This window comes from Streptomyces sp. NPDC051243 (assembly GCF_044455405.1).
In the GTDB taxonomy this organism is placed as follows: Bacteria; Actinomycetota; Actinomycetes; order Streptomycetales; family Streptomycetaceae; genus Streptomyces.
In genome coordinates, this window is record NZ_JBITES010000025.1 from 33088 (window position 1) to 52094 (window position 19007).

Annotated in this window: 18 protein-coding genes; 9 read left to right on the top strand and 9 right to left on the bottom strand. The window is 71.5% G+C overall.

The window, feature by feature from the left end; translation table 11 throughout:
* The first annotated feature begins 88 nt into the window (after positions 1–88).
* On the top strand, positions 89–1375 hold the full coding sequence (locus tag ACIBAG_RS42770; protein ID WP_399113154.1) for a D-alanyl-D-alanine carboxypeptidase family protein: 1287 nt from the start codon (positions 89–91) through the stop codon (positions 1373–1375).
* On the opposite strand, the gene ACIBAG_RS42775 is transcribed toward ACIBAG_RS42770, so the two are convergent.
* The 4 genes from ACIBAG_RS42775 to ACIBAG_RS42790 all read right to left on the bottom strand — a co-directional run bounded on the left by ACIBAG_RS42775 (position 1323) and on the right by ACIBAG_RS42790 (position 4861).
* A complete protein-coding gene (locus ACIBAG_RS42775) occupies positions 1323–2435 on the bottom strand; it encodes a YhjD/YihY/BrkB family envelope integrity protein (RefSeq protein ID WP_399113155.1) in 1113 nt (370 codons plus the stop codon). The two genes, ACIBAG_RS42770 and ACIBAG_RS42775, sit on opposite strands and share 53 nt — an antisense overlap.
* Positions 2423–2908, bottom strand: a complete 486-nt coding sequence (locus tag ACIBAG_RS42780; protein ID WP_399113293.1) for a GtrA family protein — start codon at positions 2906–2908, stop codon at positions 2423–2425. Before ACIBAG_RS42780 ends, ACIBAG_RS42775 begins: the two co-directional genes overlap by 13 nt.
* Before the next feature lie 431 nt (positions 2909–3339).
* Positions 3340–4332: a decaprenyl-phosphate phosphoribosyltransferase gene (locus ACIBAG_RS42785; RefSeq protein ID WP_399113157.1), complete on the bottom strand. Its 993-nt coding sequence runs from the start codon at positions 4330–4332 to the stop codon at positions 3340–3342.
* Positions 4325–4861, bottom strand: coding sequence for a phosphatase PAP2 family protein (locus ACIBAG_RS42790; protein ID WP_399113159.1), 537 nt, complete (start codon positions 4859–4861; stop codon positions 4325–4327). Before ACIBAG_RS42790 ends, ACIBAG_RS42785 begins: the two co-directional genes overlap by 8 nt.
* Positions 4862–4994: 133 nt before the next feature.
* On the opposite strand from ACIBAG_RS42790, the gene ACIBAG_RS42795 reads away from it, so the two are divergent.
* The gene (locus ACIBAG_RS42795; RefSeq protein ID WP_399113161.1) at positions 4995–6350 is read left to right on the top strand and encodes an FAD-binding protein; all 1356 of its coding nucleotides are present in this window, start codon (positions 4995–4997) and stop codon (positions 6348–6350) included.
* Positions 6351–6478: 128 nt separating this feature from the next.
* Positions 6479–7234, top strand: coding sequence for a decaprenylphospho-beta-D-erythro-pentofuranosid-2-ulose 2-reductase (locus tag ACIBAG_RS42800; protein ID WP_399113162.1), 756 nt, complete (start codon positions 6479–6481; stop codon positions 7232–7234).
* A gap of 125 nt (positions 7235–7359) precedes the next feature.
* On the opposite strand, the gene ACIBAG_RS42805 is transcribed toward ACIBAG_RS42800, so the two are convergent.
* Both ACIBAG_RS42805 and trpS read right to left on the bottom strand, forming a co-directional pair.
* Positions 7360–7938, bottom strand: a complete 579-nt coding sequence (locus tag ACIBAG_RS42805; protein ID WP_399113163.1) for a 2'-5' RNA ligase family protein — start codon at positions 7936–7938, stop codon at positions 7360–7362.
* Between the two features lie 232 nt (positions 7939–8170).
* On the bottom strand, positions 8171–9184 hold the full coding sequence (trpS, locus tag ACIBAG_RS42810) for a tryptophan--tRNA ligase (protein WP_399113165.1): 1014 nt from the start codon (positions 9182–9184) through the stop codon (positions 8171–8173).
* Positions 9185–9315: 131 nt separating this feature from the next.
* Between trpS and ACIBAG_RS42815 the strand changes: the two genes are divergently transcribed.
* The 4 genes from ACIBAG_RS42815 (at position 9316) to ACIBAG_RS42830 (ending at position 13177) form a co-directional block, all read left to right on the top strand.
* Positions 9316–9876 carry an RNA polymerase sigma factor gene (locus tag ACIBAG_RS42815; RefSeq protein WP_399113167.1) on the top strand — a complete coding sequence of 187 codons (561 nt, stop codon included), beginning with the start codon at positions 9316–9318 and terminating at the stop codon, positions 9874–9876.
* 322 nt (positions 9877–10198) lie between these two features.
* Entirely contained in the window at positions 10199–11032 is an 834-nt protein-coding gene (locus ACIBAG_RS42820; protein WP_399113295.1) for a hypothetical protein, read from the top strand.
* Between the two features lie 585 nt (positions 11033–11617).
* Positions 11618–12250: a hypothetical protein gene (locus ACIBAG_RS42825; RefSeq protein ID WP_399113168.1), complete on the top strand. Its 633-nt coding sequence runs from the start codon at positions 11618–11620 to the stop codon at positions 12248–12250.
* 174 nt (positions 12251–12424) lie between these two features.
* Entirely contained in the window at positions 12425–13177 is a 753-nt protein-coding gene (locus tag ACIBAG_RS42830; RefSeq protein WP_399113170.1) for a hypothetical protein, read from the top strand.
* Positions 13178–13205: 28 nt separating this feature from the next.
* Here the strand turns inward: ACIBAG_RS42830 and ACIBAG_RS42835 are convergent, their stop codons facing one another.
* On the bottom strand, positions 13206–14654 hold the full coding sequence (locus ACIBAG_RS42835; RefSeq protein ID WP_399113171.1) for a glycine hydroxymethyltransferase: 1449 nt from the start codon (positions 14652–14654) through the stop codon (positions 13206–13208).
* 296 nt (positions 14655–14950) lie between these two features.
* Here ACIBAG_RS42835 and rocD point away from each other — a divergent pair, with 296 nt between their 5' ends.
* Positions 14951–16198 carry an ornithine--oxo-acid transaminase gene (rocD, locus tag ACIBAG_RS42840; RefSeq protein WP_399113172.1) on the top strand — a complete coding sequence of 416 codons (1248 nt, stop codon included), beginning with the start codon at positions 14951–14953 and terminating at the stop codon, positions 16196–16198.
* An 80-nt stretch (positions 16199–16278) separates the two neighbouring features.
* Here the strand turns inward: rocD and ACIBAG_RS42845 are convergent, their stop codons facing one another.
* Together ACIBAG_RS42845 and ACIBAG_RS42850 are read right to left on the bottom strand one after the other, a co-directional pair.
* The gene (locus ACIBAG_RS42845; RefSeq protein ID WP_399113174.1) at positions 16279–17463 is read right to left on the bottom strand and encodes a glutathionylspermidine synthase family protein; all 1185 of its coding nucleotides are present in this window, start codon (positions 17461–17463) and stop codon (positions 16279–16281) included.
* Positions 17464–17518: 55 nt separating this feature from the next.
* A complete protein-coding gene (locus tag ACIBAG_RS42850; protein ID WP_399113176.1) occupies positions 17519–17878 on the bottom strand; it encodes a hypothetical protein in 360 nt (119 codons plus the stop codon).
* A 141-nt stretch (positions 17879–18019) separates the two neighbouring features.
* Between ACIBAG_RS42850 and ACIBAG_RS42855 the strand changes: the two genes are divergently transcribed.
* Complete coding sequence (locus ACIBAG_RS42855; RefSeq protein WP_399113297.1) at positions 18020–18886, top strand: hypothetical protein; 867 nt, start codon at positions 18020–18022, stop codon at positions 18884–18886.
* Positions 18887–19007: the final 121 nt, after the last annotated feature.

Consider the following 19007-nt stretch of genomic DNA (forward strand, 5'->3'; position numbering starts at 1 on the left):
TTCAGTATCACCGCTGCGCGTCCGGCTCCCCGAGCGGGGTGGGGACGGAAGCGGGACTTCCATGGGAACGGCATGTACTTTCTCCGTCGTGCCCGCACCCAAGAAGACCGCCAGGCGATCCCTGCTGGTCACTTCCGCCGTCCTGTCGTCCCTCGCGCTGACCGCGCCCGTCTCCCACGCGGCTCCCAAGCCGTCACCGAGTACGAGCCCGTCGGCCACTCCCCCGGCCGGCATGTCGACCGTGGGCGGCGAGCGGCTGGGGCGTCCCGGGACCCAGGTGAACCTCGCGAGCGGCGTCCCCGTGCTGCCGAAGGACGTGACCGCGCGCTCCTGGATCGTCGCCGACGCCGAGTCCGGCGAGGTGCTCGCCGCGCACAACTCGCACTGGCGGCTGGCGCCCGCGAGCACCATGAAGATGCTGTTCGCCGACACGGTGCTGCCGAAGTTCCCGAAGACCATGAAGCACAAGGTCGTCCCGTCCGACCTGGCCGACATCGGTTCCGGCTCCAGCATGGTCGGGATAAAGGAGGGCGAGACGTACTCCGTCCACGACCTGTGGCTCGGGGTCTTCCTGCGCTCCGGCAACGACGCCGTGCACGTCCTGTCGAAGATGAACGGCGGGATCGAGAACACCGTGAAGGAGATGAACGAGCACGCCGAGGAGCTCCAGGCGCTCGACACCCACGCGGTGTCTCCGGACGGCTACGACGCGCCGGGCCAGGTCTCGTCGGCGTACGACCTCACCCTGATCGCCCGTTCCGGGCTGCAGAAGAAGGACTTCCGCGAGTACTGCTCGACCGTCACCGCCAAGTTCCCGGGCGAGACGACGAAGAACAAGAAGGGCAAGTCGGTCCGCGGGTCCTTCGAGATCCAGAACACCAACCGGCTGCTGGCCGGCGACAGCGACGTGCCGGTCTACCAGGGCATCGCGGGCGTCAAGAACGGCAACACCACCAACGCCGGAGCCACCTTCACCGGTGTGGCCGAGCGGGACGGAAAGGTGCTGCTCGTCACGGTCATGAACCCGGAGAAGAGCGAGCACAACGAGGTCTACAAGGAGACCGCGAGGCTCTTCGACTGGGGCTTCAAGGCGGCCGGCAAGGTGCAGCCGGTGGGTGAGCTGGTGCCGCCGAAGAGCGCGGTCCAGGCAAGCGCGCAACCCGGCGCCAACGACTCCGGGGAGGCCGGTGGCACCGGGGACGGCAAGGAGACCTCGAAGTCGGCGGTGGGCGCCTCGGCCGCCGGCGGCTCCAGCGGCATCGGGGTCGCGCTCGGAATCACCGGCGGGGTGGTGGTGCTGCTCGCGGCGGGCGCGTTCCTGATCAACCGCCGGTGGCCGCTGCCCGACCTGGTGCGCCGTCGGGGCCGCTCCTGACGCCGGGCTTCGGGGACTCGTCGGCCGATTCTCCGGAGTCGTCGATGGGTTCCGAGCGCCCGGAGCCGTCGGCCGATTCTTCGGACGCGTCGGCCGCTTCACCGGGCCGGGCGACTGACTCCGTTGCGGACTCATCGGCCGGCTTCCGGGACTCGCCGGCCGACTTTCCGCACTCGTCGCCCGACTTCGCGGAATCGTCGGCGAGTTCGACGTCCTTGCCCTGCGTCGCCGTCCAGGCGGCGCAGAACACCACCAGCTTCGCGGTGAAATTGATCCACAGCAGCAGGGCGACCGGCACGCCGAACGCGCCGTACATGCTCTTCGCGGCCACGCCCTGCATATAGCCGCTGAGCAGCAGCTTCAGCAGCTCGAACCCGATCGCGCCGATCAGCGCCGCCACCATGAGCCGGCGGCGCGGCGGTTCCACGCCGGGCAGCAGGGTCAGGACGTAGAGCAGGAGCAGGAAGTCGGCGAGTACGGCGACGAGGAACGCGGCGACGCGCAGCAGGATCCCGCCCCAGCCGCCCTCGTCGATGCCGAGCTGCCGGGTGATCCAGCCGACCATGGCGGAGGCGACCGTGGAGGCGGCGATCGTCGCGAGCAGGGCTCCGCCGAGGCCGACCAGGACGCCCGCGTCCTTGGCCTTGCGCAGGACCGGGTTCTCCTCCTCGTCGGGCAGCTCCCACACGGCGCGCAGACACTCGCGCATGGAGCCGACCCAGCTGATGCCGGTGAACAGCAGGAGCGCGGCGGCGATGAGCCCGACGGTGCCGGCGTTCTGCACCAGGGCGTCGATGTCGAGTTGGTCGGAGATGCCGGGCACCTGGTCGGCGAGCTTGTCCTCCAGTTTGTTCTGCTGTTCCTGGCTGAGCGTCGCGGCGGCGATCGCGGCGGCGAGCGTCAGGAGCGGGAAGAGCGCGATGAAGCTGATGAAGGTCATCGCGGCGGCCAGCCGTGTCCACTTCACCCGGTCCATGCGCTCGTACGACCGCCACGCGTGCGTGGCCATCAGCCGGGTCACCGCGGGCCCGACGCCGGGAAGTTTCTTCAGCCAGTCCATGATCCGACTCTGCCCTCCACGCGGAAGACCAATGTCCGAGTGCCCCAAAACCTCACGACAGTAGCCAGCGCCATTCCGATGCCGGCCCCGGAGACGATGTCCGCACGCCGGGAGGTGAAGCCGAGGGCGTAGTGGCTCACGGTGAGACACAGCAGCTGTACGGCCGCCCCGGCGACGTTCACCGCGAGGAAGACGGCACAGGGGCGCAGGCCTCTCGGACGCGTGTGACGGTAGGTGCCGAGGGCGTTCCCGGCGTAGGCGACCGCGCAGCCGGCGACGAAGGAGAGCGTCTTGGCGGTGAGGGGGCCGAGGGCGACGGGGCCGCGGAGCCAGGTGAAGAGCGCGAGGTCGACGGCGTAGGCGAGGAGACCGACGGTGGCGAAGCCGAGGAGTTCGCGGCGGGTGGTTTTCGGACCGGTGAGTGGGGATGGGGGCGGGCCCGCGTGCGGAGGGTGGCCGTGAACCTCTGCCAGGTCCGTGTGCGGGGGCGGGGGCGGGGGCGGGGATTCACTGTGAGCTTCTGCCGGGCTCGTGGGCGGGGGCGGGGATTCGCCATGAGCTTCAGCCGGGACCGCGCGCGGGAGCAGGGATTCGCCATGAGCTTCAGCCGGGACCGCGCGCGGGAGCAGGGATTCACTGTGAGCTTCAGCCGGGACCGTGGGCGGGAGCCGAGATTCGCCATGAGCTTCAGCCGGAACCGCGCGCGGGAGCCGAGATTCACTGTGAGCTTCAGCCGGGACCGTGGGCGGGACATGCTCGGGATGGCGTCGATCGTTCTCGCGGACCAGGGGCGGTGGTGCGCCATCGCTTCGGTCGGCCCACGCGCGCGTGCCGGCCGCCTCCCCTCGGTTCCGCCACACGTACGTGCGGAGCCTTCTCCCCCGGCTCCGCCACGCGCGCGTGTCTACCAATTCGCCACCGCCAACCCGTACATAGCCAGCCACACCACTCCGATGAGAGCGAGCGCGCGGTCACGCAGGACGACGTCCTCGGGTTCGCCCGCCGTGCCGCGGTCGGCGAAGACGGCGTAGCGCAGGATCGCCAGGATGAAGGCGATCATGGAGAGCTGACGCCAGGGCAGCACACCGGAATGCGGCACGCCGCCCTCCTCCATGGCCCACAGGCAGTACCCGAGGACGGCGACCCCGGCCGCCAACTGCCAGACGAAGCGCAGGTAGCCGGTGGTGTACTCGGTGAGCAACGCGCGCGTGGCGCCCGCGTTCCCGGCCATCTGCACGGCCTCGGAGTAGCGCTTGGCGGACACCATGAACAGCGCCCCGAACCCGGTTGTGATCAGGAACCAGCGCGACAGCGGGATCCCCAGCGCTAGCCCGCCGACCATCGCCCGCATCAGGAACCCCGTCGTGACGACGGCGAGGTCGACGACCAGGACGTGCTTGAGGCTGACGCAGTACGCCAGTTGCATACAGGTGTACGCCGTGAGCAGCCCCGCGACAGCGGGCGAGGTCAGCCAGGCCGCGGCGGCCGGGGCGAGGACGGCGAGGGCGCCCCCGACGGCGTACGTGACGGGCACGGGCACCTCTCCGGCGGCGACGGGGCGGCGTCGCTTGGTGGGGTGCGCGCGGTCCGCCTCGGCGTCGCGGGCGTCGTTGATCAGATAGACGGCGGCGGCACAGGCGGTGAAGAGGGCGAAGACGAGCGCGAGTTGGGTCGCCGCGTGGATCGAGAAGAGCCGTCCGGCGGCGGCCGGGGCCGCGACGACCAGGACGTTCTTGACCCACTGCTTGGGCCGCGCGGTTCTGAGGAGGCCTTTCAGCAGCGTACGGATGCCGCCTTCGCGAGATGGTGGCACGGCCTGTCGTGGGGGCGTGCGCTGCTCGCGGAGCGCCGCCGGCCCGGTCCGTGCAGCACTCGTGAGGGGAGCGGTCTCAGACATGGGCGCCCCCTCTCAGCATCCAGCTCGACCCGGCGCACGCGGCGAGCGCTCCCAGGGCCGCGCCCGCCACCACGTCCGAGGGGTAGTGCACGCCGACGACCAGGCGTGAAAGGCACATCGCGGCGGCGAGCGGCGGGATCGCGTACGCCCCGAGCGCGCCGTAGGCGACGGCGGCCGCCGCGGCGGAGGTCGCGTGGGAGCTCGGGAAGGAGTGCCGGCCGACAGTACGCACGAGGGGCTCGACATGCGCCGGGCGCGGGCGGCGCACCACCCTTTTCACACCCATGCTGACGACGTGCGCGCCCGCAGTGAGCGCCGTACCCCGCAACCAGGCGCCCCGTCGCCCACCGTCCACGGCGGCCCCCGCGAGCCCCGCCACCAGCCACAACGCGCCGTGCTCGCCCACCCGTGAGAGGGCTCGCGCGGCGGAGGCGACGCGCGGGTCCCGGGCGCGGCCATGGACCGCCGAAAGGATTCGGCGGTCCGCGCCCCGAAGGCTTCGATGGTCCTTGTCATCGAGGTGATCCATGTGGACCCACTGTCCACGCCACCCGCACAAGAACTATGGCAATACTGAACGACATCCCATTAATCACCCATTTCGCGGACGAGAGGAATGTTTCAGGACTGAACGTCCAGAAATGGGCGCTACGGTCGCCGACATGCCTGCCGACACCGTCTCCGTCACGGGATGGGGCCGCACCGCCCCCACCACCGCCCGTCTGATCCGCCCCCGGACCTACGAGGAGGCCGCGGCCGCCGTCCGGGACTGCGGGGCCCGCGGAGGCATCCCCAGGGGGCTGGGGCGGGCGTACGGAGACGCGGCGCAGAACGCCGGGGGCACGGTGTTCGACATGACGGGGCTGGACCGCATCCACGCAATCGACGTCGACGGCGGCACCGTGCTGTGCGACGCGGGAGTGTCGCTGCACCGCCTGATGGAGGTGCTGCTCCCGCTCGGCTGGTTCGTGCCGGTGACGCCCGGCACCCGCCATGTGACGGTCGGCGGCGCGATCGGAGCCGACATCCACGGCAAGAACCACCACGTCTCCGGTTCCTTCTCCCGCCATGTCATGTCGCTGGAACTCCTGACCGCCGACGGCGAGATCCGCATGGTCCGCCGCGGCACGCCCCTGTTCGACGCGACCACCGGCGGCATGGGCCTGACCGGCGTGATCCTCACCGCGACGGTCCAGCTCCAGCCCGTGGAGACCTCGCTGATGTCGGTCGACACGGAGCGTGCGCGGGACCTCGACGACCTGATGGCCCGTCTGGTCGCCACCGACGACCACTACCGCTACTCGGTCGCGTGGATCGACCTGCTGGCGCGTGGCGCGGCGACGGGGCGCGCGGTGCTCACGCGAGGCGACCACGCGCCCCTGGAGGCGCTGCGCGAAGGCACGCGCGCGCGTAGGGACCCGCTGGCCTTCCGCCCGTCCGCTCTGCCCGCCGCGCCTTCCTTCCTGCCGGAAGGACTGCTGAGCCGCCGTACCGTGAGCTGGTTCAACGAGCTCTGGTACCGCAGGGCTCCGCGCGCGCGTGCCGGCGAGTTGCAGAGGCTCGCCGCCTTCTTCCACCCGCTGGACGGCGTGCCCCACTGGAACCGGATCTACGGCCGGGGCGGCTTCGTGCAGTACCAGTTCGTCGTCGGACGCGGTCAGGAGGACGCGCTGCGCCGGATCGTGCGGCGCATCTCGGAGCACCGCTGCCCGTCCTTCCTGGCAGTCCTCAAACGCTTCGGGGACGCCGATCCCGGCTGGCTCTCCTTCCCCGTGCCCGGCTGGACGCTGGCCCTGGACATCCCGGCAGGCCTGCCCGGCCTCGCCGCCCTCCTCGACGAGCTGGACGAGGAGGTGGCCGGGGCCGGCGGGCGCGTCTACCTCGCCAAGGACTCCCGCCTGCGGCCCGAGTTGCTCGCCGCGATGTACCCACGACTGGCCGATTTCCGCGCCCTGCGCGCCGAGATCGACCCGCGCGGGGTGTTCGTGTCGGACCTGGCCCGCCGCCTAAGCCTCTAGAACCCGCCCGGGCTCCTGGAAGCCGGCCGTCCCGGCACGCGGAGACCCAGCCGCCTCGCCCGTCGCACCCGCCATCAGATCTCTCGGACTCTCAGATCTCTCGGACTCTCAGATCCCTAGGAGCTGTCGTGAAGGACGCCTTCGGTCTCCCCCAGTCCCTGCTCGTCCTCGGCGGTACGTCCGAGATCGCGCTGGCCACCGCACGCCGCCTGATCGCGCGCCGTACCCGCACCGTCTGGCTCGCGGGCCGCCCGTCGCCCGCCCTGGAGCGGTCCGCCGCCGATCTGCGCGCCCTGGGGGCCGAGGTGCGCACCGTGACCTTCGACGCGCTGGACCCCGAGTCCCACGAGCCGGTGCTCGGCAAGGTCTTCGCGGAGGGCGACATCGACATGGTGCTGCTCGCCTTCGGGCTCCTCGGCGATCAGGCACGAGACGAGCGCACGCCGCTGAACGCCGTACGGGTCGCCCAGACCAACTACACGGGCGCCGTGTCGGCGGCCCTGGTCAGCGCGAGCGCGCTCCAGTCCCAGGGGCACGGCTCGCTGGTCGTCCTGTCCTCGGTCGCCGGCGAGCGTGCCCGCCGCGCCAACTTCATCTACGGCTCCAGCAAGGCCGGCCTGGACGCCTTCAGCCAGGGCCTGGGTGACGCGCTGCACGGCACCGGCGTCCACGTCATGGTCGTACGCCCCGGATTCGTACGGTCGAAGATGACCGCCGGCCTGGAGGAAGCCCCGCTCGCGACCACCCCGGAGGCGGTGGCGACGGCGATCGAACTGGGCCTGCGGCGGCGCTCGGAGACGGTGTGGGTGCCGGGCACGCTCAGGGTGGTGATGTCGGCGCTGCGGCATGCGCCGCGGGGGCTGTTCCGGCGGTTGCCGATCTAGGCTCGGGAAGGCGTGGTGTTCCCGGCTGGGGCGCCCTGTCGGCTGCAGCGTTCGGCGAGGCCCCAAGGGGCGCGGGGCTGTGTCGATATGCGGTAGTCGCGGCCGGCCCTGCCGGACCGGCGGAGCTAACCGGCCGGAATCGACCCGCGGTCCACACGGCCCGGCTGCGGCGGCACCACCGGCCCCCCGAAGGCGAAGTCCCTCAGCTTGCGCCACACGCCGTCGGCGCCCTGTTCGTAGAGGGCGAAGCCGGTGCAGGGCCAGCCCGCCTCGTAGTCGGCGAGTTCCTCGAAGGCGCGGTCCATCGCCTCGTCCTCGATGCCGTGCGCGACCGTGACGTGCGGGTGGTACGGGAACTGCAGTTCGCGCGCGACGGGCCCGGAGGCGTCGCGGACCTGCTTCTGCAACCAGGTGCAGGCCTCGGCGCCCTCCACGACCTGGACGAAGACGACCGGCGAGAGGGGCCGGAAGGTGCCGGTGCCGGACAGCCGCATCGGGAAGGGGCGGCCGGCGGCCGCGACCTCGACGAGATGCGCCTCGATCGCGGGCAGCAGCGCGGCGTCGACCTCTGTCGGCGGCAGCAGCGTGACATGCGTGGGGATACCGTGAGCCGCGGCGTCGCCGAAGCCCGCGCGCCGCTCCTGGAGCAGGCTGCCGTGAGGCTCCGGGACCGCGATCGACACACCGATCGTTACGGTCCCCACGTCGTCTCCTGTCGTCATGTCGGTGAACTCGTCCGTCGCGAGGAGCTCGTCCTGTTGTGAGCCCGTCCTGTGGTGAGCTCGTACCCGGTTGGTGGGCGTGAGTGACCGCTGATGCGGCCACTCGGCTATCGACTGTACGGCCACGGATGTGCTGCGGGCAGGCGCAACCGTAGTGATGTGCAGCGCTGTGCGGTGGTACGGCCGTGTTCCGGCCGTGTGCCGTGGTGCGGGCTCAGTGCTTGGCGGGCAGGAAGCCCACCTTGTCGTACGCCTGGGAGAGCGTCTCCGCGGCCACGGCACGCGCCTTCTCCGCGCCCTTGGCCAGGATCGAGTCCAGCGTCTCCGGGTCGTCCAGATACTGCTGGGTGCGCTCCCGGAAGGGCGTCACGAACTCGACCATGACCTCGGCGAGGTCCGTCTTGAGCGCACCGTAGCCCTTGCCGTCGTACTTCTGCTCCAGTTCCGCGATTCCCGTGCCCGTGAGGGTCGAGTAGATGCTGAGCAGGTTGCTGACGCCGGGCTTGTTCTCGGCGTCGTAGCGGATGACGGTGTCGGTGTCGGTGACCGCGCTCTTGACCTTCTTGGCTGTGGCCTTGGGCTCGTCGAGGAGGTTGATGAGGCCCTTCGGCGTGGACGCCGACTTGCTCATCTTGATCGACGGGTCCTGCAGGTCGTAGATCTTCGCCGTCTCCTTGAGGATGTACGGCTTCGGGACGGTGAAGGTCTGGCCGAAGCGGCCGTTGAAGCGCTCGGCGAGGTCACGGGTGAGCTCGATGTGCTGGCGCTGGTCCTCGCCGACCGGGACCTCGTTGGCCTGGTACAGCAGGATGTCCGCGACCTGCAGGATCGGGTACGTGAACAGGCCGACGCTCGCGCGGTCGGCGCCCTGCTTGGCGGACTTGTCCTTGAACTGGGTCATGCGGGAGGCCTCGCCGAAGCCGGTGAGGCAGTTCATGACCCAGGCGAGCTGGGCGTGCTCGGGGACGTGGCTCTGGACGAAGAGCGTGCAGCGCTCGGGGTCGAGCCCGGCGGCGAGGAGCTGGGCGGCGGCGAGGCGCGTGTTGGCACGCAGCTCCGCGGGGTCCTGCGGAACCGTGATCGCGTGCAGGTCGACGACCATGTAGAACGCGTCGTGGGTCTCCTGCAGAGCCACCCACTGGCGGACGGCGCCGAGGTAGTTGCCGAGGTGGAACGAGCCGGCGGTGGGCTGGATGCCGGAAAGCACGCGGGGTCGATCAGAGGCCATGTTCACCATTCTCTCAGGTTCCACAGGCCGGTCCGGAACTGGTCGGAAACAGATGGGAACCGATCCGTCTCCGGCGGTGTAACAAAGGTGTGAGGACGCGGGAGGGGGGCCGCATCGTCGATGAGGCCGCGGTGATCGCACGCGTACGCGCCGGGGAGCCGGAGGCGTACGCGCAGCTGGTGCGGGCCCATACGGGCATCGCGCTCAGGGCGGCCACGGCGCTCGGGGCGGGGGCGGACGCGGAGGACGTGGTGCAGCAGGCCTTTGTGAAGGCGTACTGCTCGCTGGGCCGGTTCCAGGACGGCGCGGCGTTCAAGCCGTGGCTGCTGGCGATCGTGGCCAATGAGACGAGGAACACAGTGCGCACGGCGGCCCGTCAGCGCACCCTCGCGGGGCGCGAGGCGGCGTTCGTCGAGGCGGAGCCGCTGATACCGGAATCGGCGGACCCGGCAGTGGCCGCGCTCGAGATAGAGCGCCGCGCCGCGCTCCAGGCCGCCCTGCAGAAGCTGAGCGAGGAGCACCGCCTGGTCGTCACCTACCGCTATCTCCTGGAGATGGACGAGTCAGAGACGGCCCAGGCCCTGGGCTGGCCCCGGGGCACGGTGAAATCCCGCCTGAACCGCGCGCTGCGCAAGCTGGGGCGCTTGCTGCCGGATTTCCAGCCTCGGGAGGGAGGTGATGAGCATGGGTGACGGAGGGATGCCGTACGACAGGGACGGGCGGACTCCGTACGGCGGAGAGGGACGGGGCCGGGCCGACGGGGACGGGCGGACCCCGCACAACCGGGACGGGCAGGCCCCGTACGACGGAGAGGGGCGGGCTCTGGCTGACGGGGACGGGCTCGGGGCGTACGGGGCTGCCGGACGGCGTGCCGACGGCCATGACGGCACCGGGCGCGGCGCAGGTACCGAACGGAACGGCCGGCGTGGCGGCGATGCAGGCAGCGGAGATCGGGGTCGGCATGGCGGCCGCGGTGGAACCGGTGATCGCCCTCGGCGTTCGGACGCCGCGCGCCTGCCCCAGGAACTGCGGGCGCTCGGCCGCTCGCTGGACGCGCCCGGCGCGGCGGACGACGCCGAGACGATGGTCGAGCGGGTGCTCGGGCAGATACTCGCCGAGCAGGTGCCTGTTCCGGTGCCCGAGCCGCCGGGTGCCGCCGAGCGGCTGCGGGCGGTGCGGCGCTGGACGCGGATGCGCTGGCGTTCGCTGACCGCGGCGCTGTGCGGCCTGCTGACGGTGCTCGTGCTCACGCCCCCGGTGCGGGCGGCGGTCTTCGACTGGTTCGGCTTCGCCGGAGTCGAGGTGCGATACGACCCGTCGGCGGTCCCCTCACCCGGCGCCGCCGTCCCCGGCTGCGCCGACTCCGTGTCGCTGGCGCAGGCAGAGCATCGAGCCGGGTTCGAGCCACTGGTCCCGCAGAAACTCGGCCATCCGGACGCGGCGGCGGTGACGGGTGAGCCGCGGGGCCGGCTCGCGGTGAGCCTGTGCTGGCGTGAGAACGGACGCACGATACGGCTGGACGAGCGCCGGGCGAGCCTGGACATCGGCTTCGCGAAGACCGTGCGCGAACCGCCGGAGTGGATCTCTCTGGGCAGGGACACCTTGGATGGCGGCGCTTCCGACCAGGCCCTGTGGTTCGCCCGGCCGCATCTGCTGACGTTCTGGCTGGTGGACGCGAGCGGAGGGCGCTACGCGCGCGAGGAGCGCACTGCCGGGCCGACGTTGCTGTGGACCAGCAGGGCCGGGGGCGAGACCGTGACGCTGCGGCTGGAAGGGGTTGCGTCGAAGGCGCGGGCGGTGGAGATCGCGCGGTCGATCCAGAGTGCGTCCGAGGTGGCAGCGAAGTAGTCGGGAGACCCTCCAGGGAACAGCCCCGGGCCTCCTCGGACCAGCCCGGCGAGCCTCCTCCGTCCAGCCGGGGAGTCTCCTCCGGCCCGTCCGGGAGTCCTCGGACCAGCCCATGAGCCCTCTGACCAGCCGGGGAGCCGCTGACCAGCCCGTGAGCCGCTGCCCAGTCGGAAGACTTCCTCGGAACTGTTCGGAACAGTTCGGAACTGTTCGGTACAGCCGGGACTCCCCGGAACAGCAGCTCCGAAAAAGTGGGCCAAGGGTGGGAACCCAGACCGGTCGGGCGGTGTACCAGAAGTGACAAGCGGCTCGGGACGGGCCGCACGGGGATCGCTCGGCTTGGGGGTTCGGATGGGCGGACATGGGGTCGACCGCTGGGAAGACCGGTGGCGCCGGAAGAGTCGGAGGGGAACGGTGGTCGGCCGCTCGGCAGATCGGTCACGTGGACGCGACGCGTCACTCGGGCAAGGGGCCGGCTGCAGGCTCAGGCGGCGTCGCGAACTGGCGGCACTGGCAGGGGCGTTGGCAGCACTCGCCCTCATCGTCTGGGGCGCGGCACCCGCATCGGCCGGAGGACCGACGAGCGTGCTTCTGGTCTCGCCGGAAAGCACGGAGACGGCCTCGCTGTACTACTCCGACAAGGAGTACAGCGCACTGGAGCAGTTGCTCGGCGCACCGGGCGGCGCGGGCACGCGTGACAAGCCGCCCGAGGCCGACCTGACCTCGGCCCGCCAGATCAACGTCACCTGGTTGATCCACGACGTGACGCCGTGGCGCCTCGACCGGGTCTTCTCGACCGACGACGGGCGGGACGTCTGGATCCACACGGCGGCCAACCCGGACCGGACGACGAACGGCACCTGGCACCGCGCCGGCCATCCGACCCAGCTGCGGGCCCTGCTCAAGAAGCTGGGTCTGATGGGCAAGGCCTCGGGCGAGGGCGGCGCGGCGATCTTCCCGCCGGCGTCCGAGGTGAACGGGACGGACGACGACGTGAAGCATCCGGCCGACACAGCGGCCGAGGCAACCGAGGCGGCGGCCGAGGCGTCCCCGGCCCAGCCGACTCGATCGGGCAATGGCACCGACTGGTGGTGGGCACTGCCGGGCGTTGCAGCAGGGGCGGTGCTCGCGCTGGTCCTGCGCCCCTACGTCGCCCGCCTGCCGCTGAACCGTCTGCGGGGAGAGCCGGGGCCGAGGCAGGAGCTGCGCGACGTGTGAGGGCAGGCTCGGGGGCCGATGTGACTCGTCAGGGGCGGAACGGGGGCGACGCGGGCCGGGCCCAGGTGAAGCCCGGTGAGCTGCTGGGGGCCGGTGCGAGCTGGTGGCAGCCGGTGCCGGCCGGTGCCAGCGGTGTGGGATGCGATGGGGCTGATGGGACGTGGAGGGGGTCCGATGAGGGCACGAGCCCGCAGTTTGATCAGAAGGTGGAGCAAGAAGGGAAGGACACGGCTCACGCTCGTCGTGCCGGTGTCGGCTGCGCTGGCGCTGGCCGGGCTGTCCGGGACGGTGACCATCGCGGCGGCCGCGCCGACGCGGGCCCGGGACGTCCCGGATGTGGCGGTGGTCGTCGCGGGCGGCACAGGACGGACGGTGTCCCTGCACTCCGGCGAACCGGCCTTCGCCCGTCTGTGGCAGCTGCTGCAGCCGACGTACGTCGGGACGGAGCGGGTGTCGGAGGAGTGGGTCGAGGGCCGTCATCCGCCGATGCGGATCACGGTGGTGTGGGGGCTGACCGGGGTCGGTGGCTGGCCGCAGACGGACCGGCCTCCGGGAGGGGACGTGGCCATCCAGCGCCAGGACCAGCTCTTCGTGACCGAGGACGGCACCCCATGGGTGCGGTCGGATCTCGCGCCGGAGGTGGAGGACGACGACATCCGCTGGCACCGGGCCCCGCGCTCCGTCTTCGAGCGGCTGGACCTGGCGAGGCTGTTCGGTGAGACGAAGGACGGACTCGTCACGCAAGCCGCCGCCACCACCGGGCCCGGTCCTGCTGTGGACGACGCCGGCTGGGCGGTGGCGGGGCTGGCCGCCGGGTTCGCGGCGGGCGTCGGCGGCACCCTGCTGATACGCCGCGCGGCGGCCCGGCCGGGAGCCGGACCGCCGCGGGAGGAGCCGGGGCAGGTGTTGATAGACCTGGACCGGTGAGGGCTGCGGGGGTGTGTCGCCCTCGGCGTCAGCCCAGGTCGACCTCCGGGTACAGCGGGAAGCCGGCCACGAGGTCGGTGGCGCGGTGGGAGATCTCGTCGGCGACCTTCGGGTCGAGCACGTGCTGGGCCTTGGAGGGGGCGCCCTTGCTGGTGGTGCCGGCCTCGGTGGTGGTGAGGACCCGGTCGATGAGTGCCGCGACCTCGTCCATCTCGGCGGTGCCCAGGCCACGGGTGGTCAGGGCGGGCGTGCCGATACGGATACCGGAGGTGTACCAGGCGCCGTTGGGGTCGGCGGGGATGGCGTTGCGGTTGGTGACGATGCCGGACTCGAGGAGGGCGGCCTCGGCCTGGCGGCCGGTGAGGCCGTAGGAGGAGGCGACGTCGATCAGGTTCAGGTGGTTGTCGGTGCCGCCGGTCACCAGGATGGCGCCGCGGCGCATGAGGCCGTCGGCCAGCGCGCGGGAGTTGTCGACGATGCGCTGGGCGTAGTCCTGGAAGGCGGGCTGGCGGGCCTCCGCGAGGGCGACGGCCTTGGCGGCCATGACGTGCGGAAGCGGGCCGCCGAGGACCATCGGGCAGCCGCGGTCGACCTGGTCCTTGAGGGAGTCGTCGCACAGGACCATGCCGCCGCGCGGGCCGCGCAGCGACTTGTGGGTGGTGGTGGTGACGATCTGGGCGTGCGGGACCGGGTCGAAGTCGCCGGTGAGGACCTTGCCGGCGACGAGACCCGCGAAGTGGGCCATGTCGACCATGAGCGTGGCGCCGACCTCGTCGGCGATCTCGCGCATGATCCGGAAGTTCACGAGACGGGGGTAGGCGGAGTAGCCGGCGACGATGATGAGCGGCTTGAACTCACGGGCCGAGGCGCGCAGGGCGTCGTAGTCGAGCAGGCCGGTGGCGGGGTCGGTGCCGTAGGAGCGCTGGTCGAACATCTTGCCGGAGATGTTCGGGCGGAAGCCGTGGGTGAGGTGGCCGCCGGCGTCCAGGGACATGCCGAGCATGCGCTGGTTGCCGAAGGCCCGGCGGAGTTCGGACCAGTCGGCGTCGGAGAGGTCGTTGACCTGGCGGACGCCGGCCTTCTCCAGGGCGGGGGCCTCGACGCGGGCGGCGAGGACGGCCCAGAAGGCGACGAGGTTGGCGTCGATGCCGGAGTGCGGCTGGACGTAGGCGTGGCGGGCCCCGAAGAGCTCCTTGGCGTGCTCGGCGGCGAGGGACTCGACGGTGTCGACGTTGCGGCAGCCGGCGTAGAAGCGGCGGCCGACGGTGCCCTCGGCGTACTTGTCGCTGAACCAGTTGCCCATCGCCAGGAGGGTGGCCGGGGAGGCGTAGTTCTCGGAGGCGATCAGTTTGAGCATCTCGCGCTGGTCGGCGACCTCCTGGCCGATGGCGTCGGCCACGCGCGGCTCGACGGCGCGGATCACGTCGAGAGCGGAACGGAAGGCGGTGGACTCGGTGGAGAGGGGCTCGGCTGACATGGGGACCTCCGGACGTCGTGGACAGCGTTCACGGTACGGCCCAGGCGCACGGCACTCGGTGCTGGACGACACGGTCCAGTGGGCCGCTCCCCGATGGTCGGTCCCATCCCAGCGCGCCAGTCACGGCCCGTCGATCAGCCTACCGGGCGCGCCGACGGGGCATGGTCCCGCGTCCACCATGCGAGCAACGATAGGAAGGGGCCGCAAAGCACTCGAACGGTCAGAAATGGACAGTGGCCACGAGCCTCGTGAGCGGCGGAGCGCGAGCCCTCGTGGTGGCGGAAACGGAGAGCCCCGTGACTACGTCGAGCACCACCGAATCCCTGATCGCCGCGGCCGACGCGCACAGCGCGCCCACCTACCACCCGTTGCCGGTCGTGGTGGCGACGGCGGACGGGGCCTGGATGACGGATGTGGAGGGGCGGCGGTACCTGGATCTGCTGGCCGGGTATTCGGCGCTCAACTTCGGGCACGGCAACCGGCGGATCCTGGAGGCGGCGAAGGCGCAGCTGGAGCGGGTGACGCTGACGTCGCGGGCGTTTCATCACGACCGGTTCGCGGCGTTCTGCCAGCAGCTCGCCGAGCTGTGCGGGATGGAGATGGTACTGCCGATGAACACCGGGTCGGAGGCGGTGGAGACGGCGGTGAAGACGGCCCGGAAGTGGGGGTACCGGGTCAAGGGCGTGCCGGCGGAGATGGCGAAGGTCGTGGTCGCGGGGAACAACTTCCACGGCCGCACGACGACGATCATCAGCTTCTCCACCGACCCGGAGGCACGGGCGGACTTCGGGCCGTACACGCCGGGCTTCGAGATCGTGCCGTACGGGGATCTGACGGCGATGCGCGAGGCGCTGACGGAGAACACGGTGGCCGTACTGCTGGAGCCGATCCAGGGCGAGGCGGGGGTTCTCGTTCCTCCGGCGGGCTATCTGCCGGCGGTGCGGGAGCTGACGCGGGAGCGGAACGTGCTGTTCGTGGCGGACGAGATCCAGTCGGGGCTGGGGCGCACGGGTCGTACCTTCGCGTGCGAGCACGAGGGTGTGGTGCCGGATGTGTATGTACTCGGGAAGGCGCTCGGGGGCGGGGTCGTGCCGGTGTCGGCGGTGGTGTCCAGCGCCGCGGTGCTCGGGGTGTTCCGGCCCGGGGAGCACGGGTCGACCTTCGGCGGGAATCCGCTGGCCTGTGCGGTGGCGCTGGAGGTGATCGCGATGCTGCGGACGGGCGAGTTCCAGGCGCGGGCGGCGGAGCTGGGCGAACATCTGCACCGGGAACTGGGGGCGCTGGCCGGTACGGGACGAGTGGCTGCGGTGCGGGGGCGCGGGCTGTGGGCGGGGGTGGACATCGCGCGGGCTTACGGCACCGGGCGGGAGGTGTCCGAGAAGCTGATGGAGCGGGGGGTGCTGGTGAAGGACACGCTCCCCCACAGCCTCAGGGGCGTGGGCGGTGCCCCCTCGGCGACGATCCGTATCGCGCCGCCCCTGGTGATCGGGAAGGAGGATCTGGACTGGGGGCTCGCCCAGTTGCGGGGCGTGCTCGGCCTGTGAGGGAGTGTCCTGGAGGCCCGGAAGGGGACGGGGCGGGTGTGCGGGTGCCGCGGGATTTGTCGGCGCCGTATGCGGGGCCGTTACAGGATGACGTGCGGCAGGAAGCGGGCGTACTCGTCGGTGATCAGGCCGGACGACTCGCGGATGCCGAGGCCCGCCGACTCGTCCTCGACGACCCACGCGCCGAGGACGACGTGGTTGCCGTCGAAGGTGGGGAGCGGGGCCAACTGCTGGTAGCAGCAGGGCTCTTCGCGGACGACCGCCTCGGCGCCGGGTTCGTGGATCGTCACTCCGGCGCCCTCGCGGCCGAGCAGGGGTTTGGCGACATAGCCCGTGGTGCTCGCCAGCTCCCTGGGGCCGTCGAGATAGGCGGGCAGAAGGTTCGGGTGGTCCGGGTAGAGCTCCCAGAGGATGGCGAGGAGGGCCTTGTTGCTGAGGAGCATCTTCCAGGCGGGCTCGATCCACAGGGTCGTGCCGGTGCCGCCGCCGTTGTCGAGGGTGTCGAGGACGTGGCCGGCGAAGCGGTCGGTGGTGAGCCACTCCCAGGGGTAGAGCTTGAAGCAGCTGCGGATGAAGCGGAGTTGGGTGTCGACGAAGCGGCCCGAGAGGCGGTCCCAGCCGATCTCCTCCATGGAGATCCACCCGGTGTCCAGGCCGGCCTGTTCCGCGGTCTCCTTCAGATAGGCGACGGTCATCAGGTCCTCGCCGAGTTCGTCGGCCGAGGAGTACGCGAAGTAGAGCGGGCTGCCGGGCGGGAGCAGGGCGGACTGCTTCTGCCAGGCGGCGATCAGGCGTTCGTGGAGGGAGTTCCACTGGTCGGCGCCGGGGAAGCGTTCCTCCATCCAGAACCACTGGGGCGAGGCGGCCTCGACCAGTGAGGTGGGGGTGTCGGCGTTGTACTCCAGGAGCTTGGCCGGGCCGGTGCCGTCGTAGCGGAGGTCGAAGCGGCCGTAGAGGGACGGGAGTTCGGCGCGGCGGCGCCAGGCCTCGGCGACCGCGTCCGCGACGCGCGGGTCGGTGATGCCGAGGTCGGCGAAGCGGTGCTCGGTGACGATGTGCTCGGCCGCCGCCAGGCACATGCGGTGGAGTTCCTCGACGACCTCCTCCAGCGCCTCGACCTCCGCCAGGGAGAACACGTAGTGGGCGCTCTCGTCCCAGTAAGGGCGCAGGGAGTTGTCGGGGTGGCGGGTGAGGGGGTAGATGAGCCCTTGTTCCTCGACGGTCTGCTGCCAGCCGGGGCGGGGCTCGATCGTGCGGCGCTCCATGTGCGTGTCCTGCGGGTTCCTGCCGGTTCCGGTTGCCGTTGCCTCGGTGCCCTGCTCAGCCGCCGCTGCTGCCGGAGCCCGAGCAGCCGAAGCCGCCGCGGTCGACGGCCTCGCTGCGGCTGAAGGTGCCGTAGTCGGCGCGGCCGCCGTCGACGTCGGAGTCGTAGTACCAGGCGGCGTCGCCGCTGCCGGAGCCGGTCTTCTTGCGGCCCTTGCTGTAGGAGGAGCCGACGGTGGTGGAGCCGGACTTGCAGTTCTTGTCGGCGATGACCTTGTAGCCCTCGTAGGTGTAGCTGTCGCGGTCGACGCAGCGGCGGTCGGGTTCCGAGCCGCAGGAGGTCAGGGCCGCGGCTATGACTCCCATGCCACCGAGTACGACCGTGCTGGAGCGCAGTCGACGTCGCGTTTCCGCCATGTGTGTCTCCCCCGATGATCCGGTTGCTGTCCGGCGATGATCCGGTTGTTGTCCGGCGGACAGCCTAGAGATCGTCGCGTGCGCGGCTGTCGGCGGGCTGGCCTTGTGGCGCTCACCTACAGTCGCTTTGTGCTGCTTGGGATGTTGTGTGCGCTTGGTGCGGCGGTCTGTTTCGGTACGGCCACCGTCCTTCAGGCGGTGGCCGCGCGGGTGGCGAGCGCGCAGGGGGGTCGGGGCGGCGAGGCCGGGCTGTTGCTGCGGGCGCTGCGGCAGTGGCGGTATCTGGCGGGGCTGGCCCTGGACGGGCTGGGGTTCGTGCTGCAGGTGGTCGCGCTGCGGGCGCTTCCCATCTACGCCGTCGCGGCCGCCTTGGCGTCCAGTCTCGCGGTGACGGCGGTGGTCTCGGCGCGGTTGCTGCGGGTGCGGTTGCGGCGGGGTGAGTGGGCCGCGGTGGCGGTGGTGTGTGCCGGGCTGGCGATGCTCGGGCTCGCCTCGGGGACGGAAGGGGATCTGGGCGGGTCGGACGCGCTGAGGTTCGCGATGCTCGGGGTGGCTGTGGCGGTGTTGGGGGTGGGGCTGGCGGGTGGGCTGCTGCCGGAGCGGGGGCGGGGGCTGGTACTCGGGCTGGCGGCCGGGTTCGGGTTCGGGGTGGTGGAGGTGGGGGTGCGGCTGATCGACTCCGTCACGGTGTCGGAGCTGGTGGCGAATCCGGCGACGTATGCGCTGCTGCTGGGGGGTGGGGCGGCGTTTCTGGCGCTGACGTCGGCGTTGCAGCGGGGGTCGGTCACGACGGCTACGGCGGCGATGGTGATCGGGGAGACGGTCGGACCGGCCGTGGTGGGGGTCGTGTGGCTGGGGGATCGTACGCGGGAGGGGTTGGGGTGGCTGGCGGTGCTGGGGTTCGCGGTGGCGGTGGCGGGGGCGTTGGTATTGGCGCGGTTCGGGGAGGCGCCGGTTGTCTCCGGCGGGGAGGGGGAGGGGCGGGGGCGGGAGGCGGCTGTTCGGTGAAGGGGAGTCGCGGTCACCGCCCCGGGGGGGAACCCCGCCGTCCCGCGCGGATACCGCCCCGGAGGGCGACCCCGCAGCCCCGCCGTCCCTCCCCCCTCTCGCCCGATTCCGCAAGCAGGCT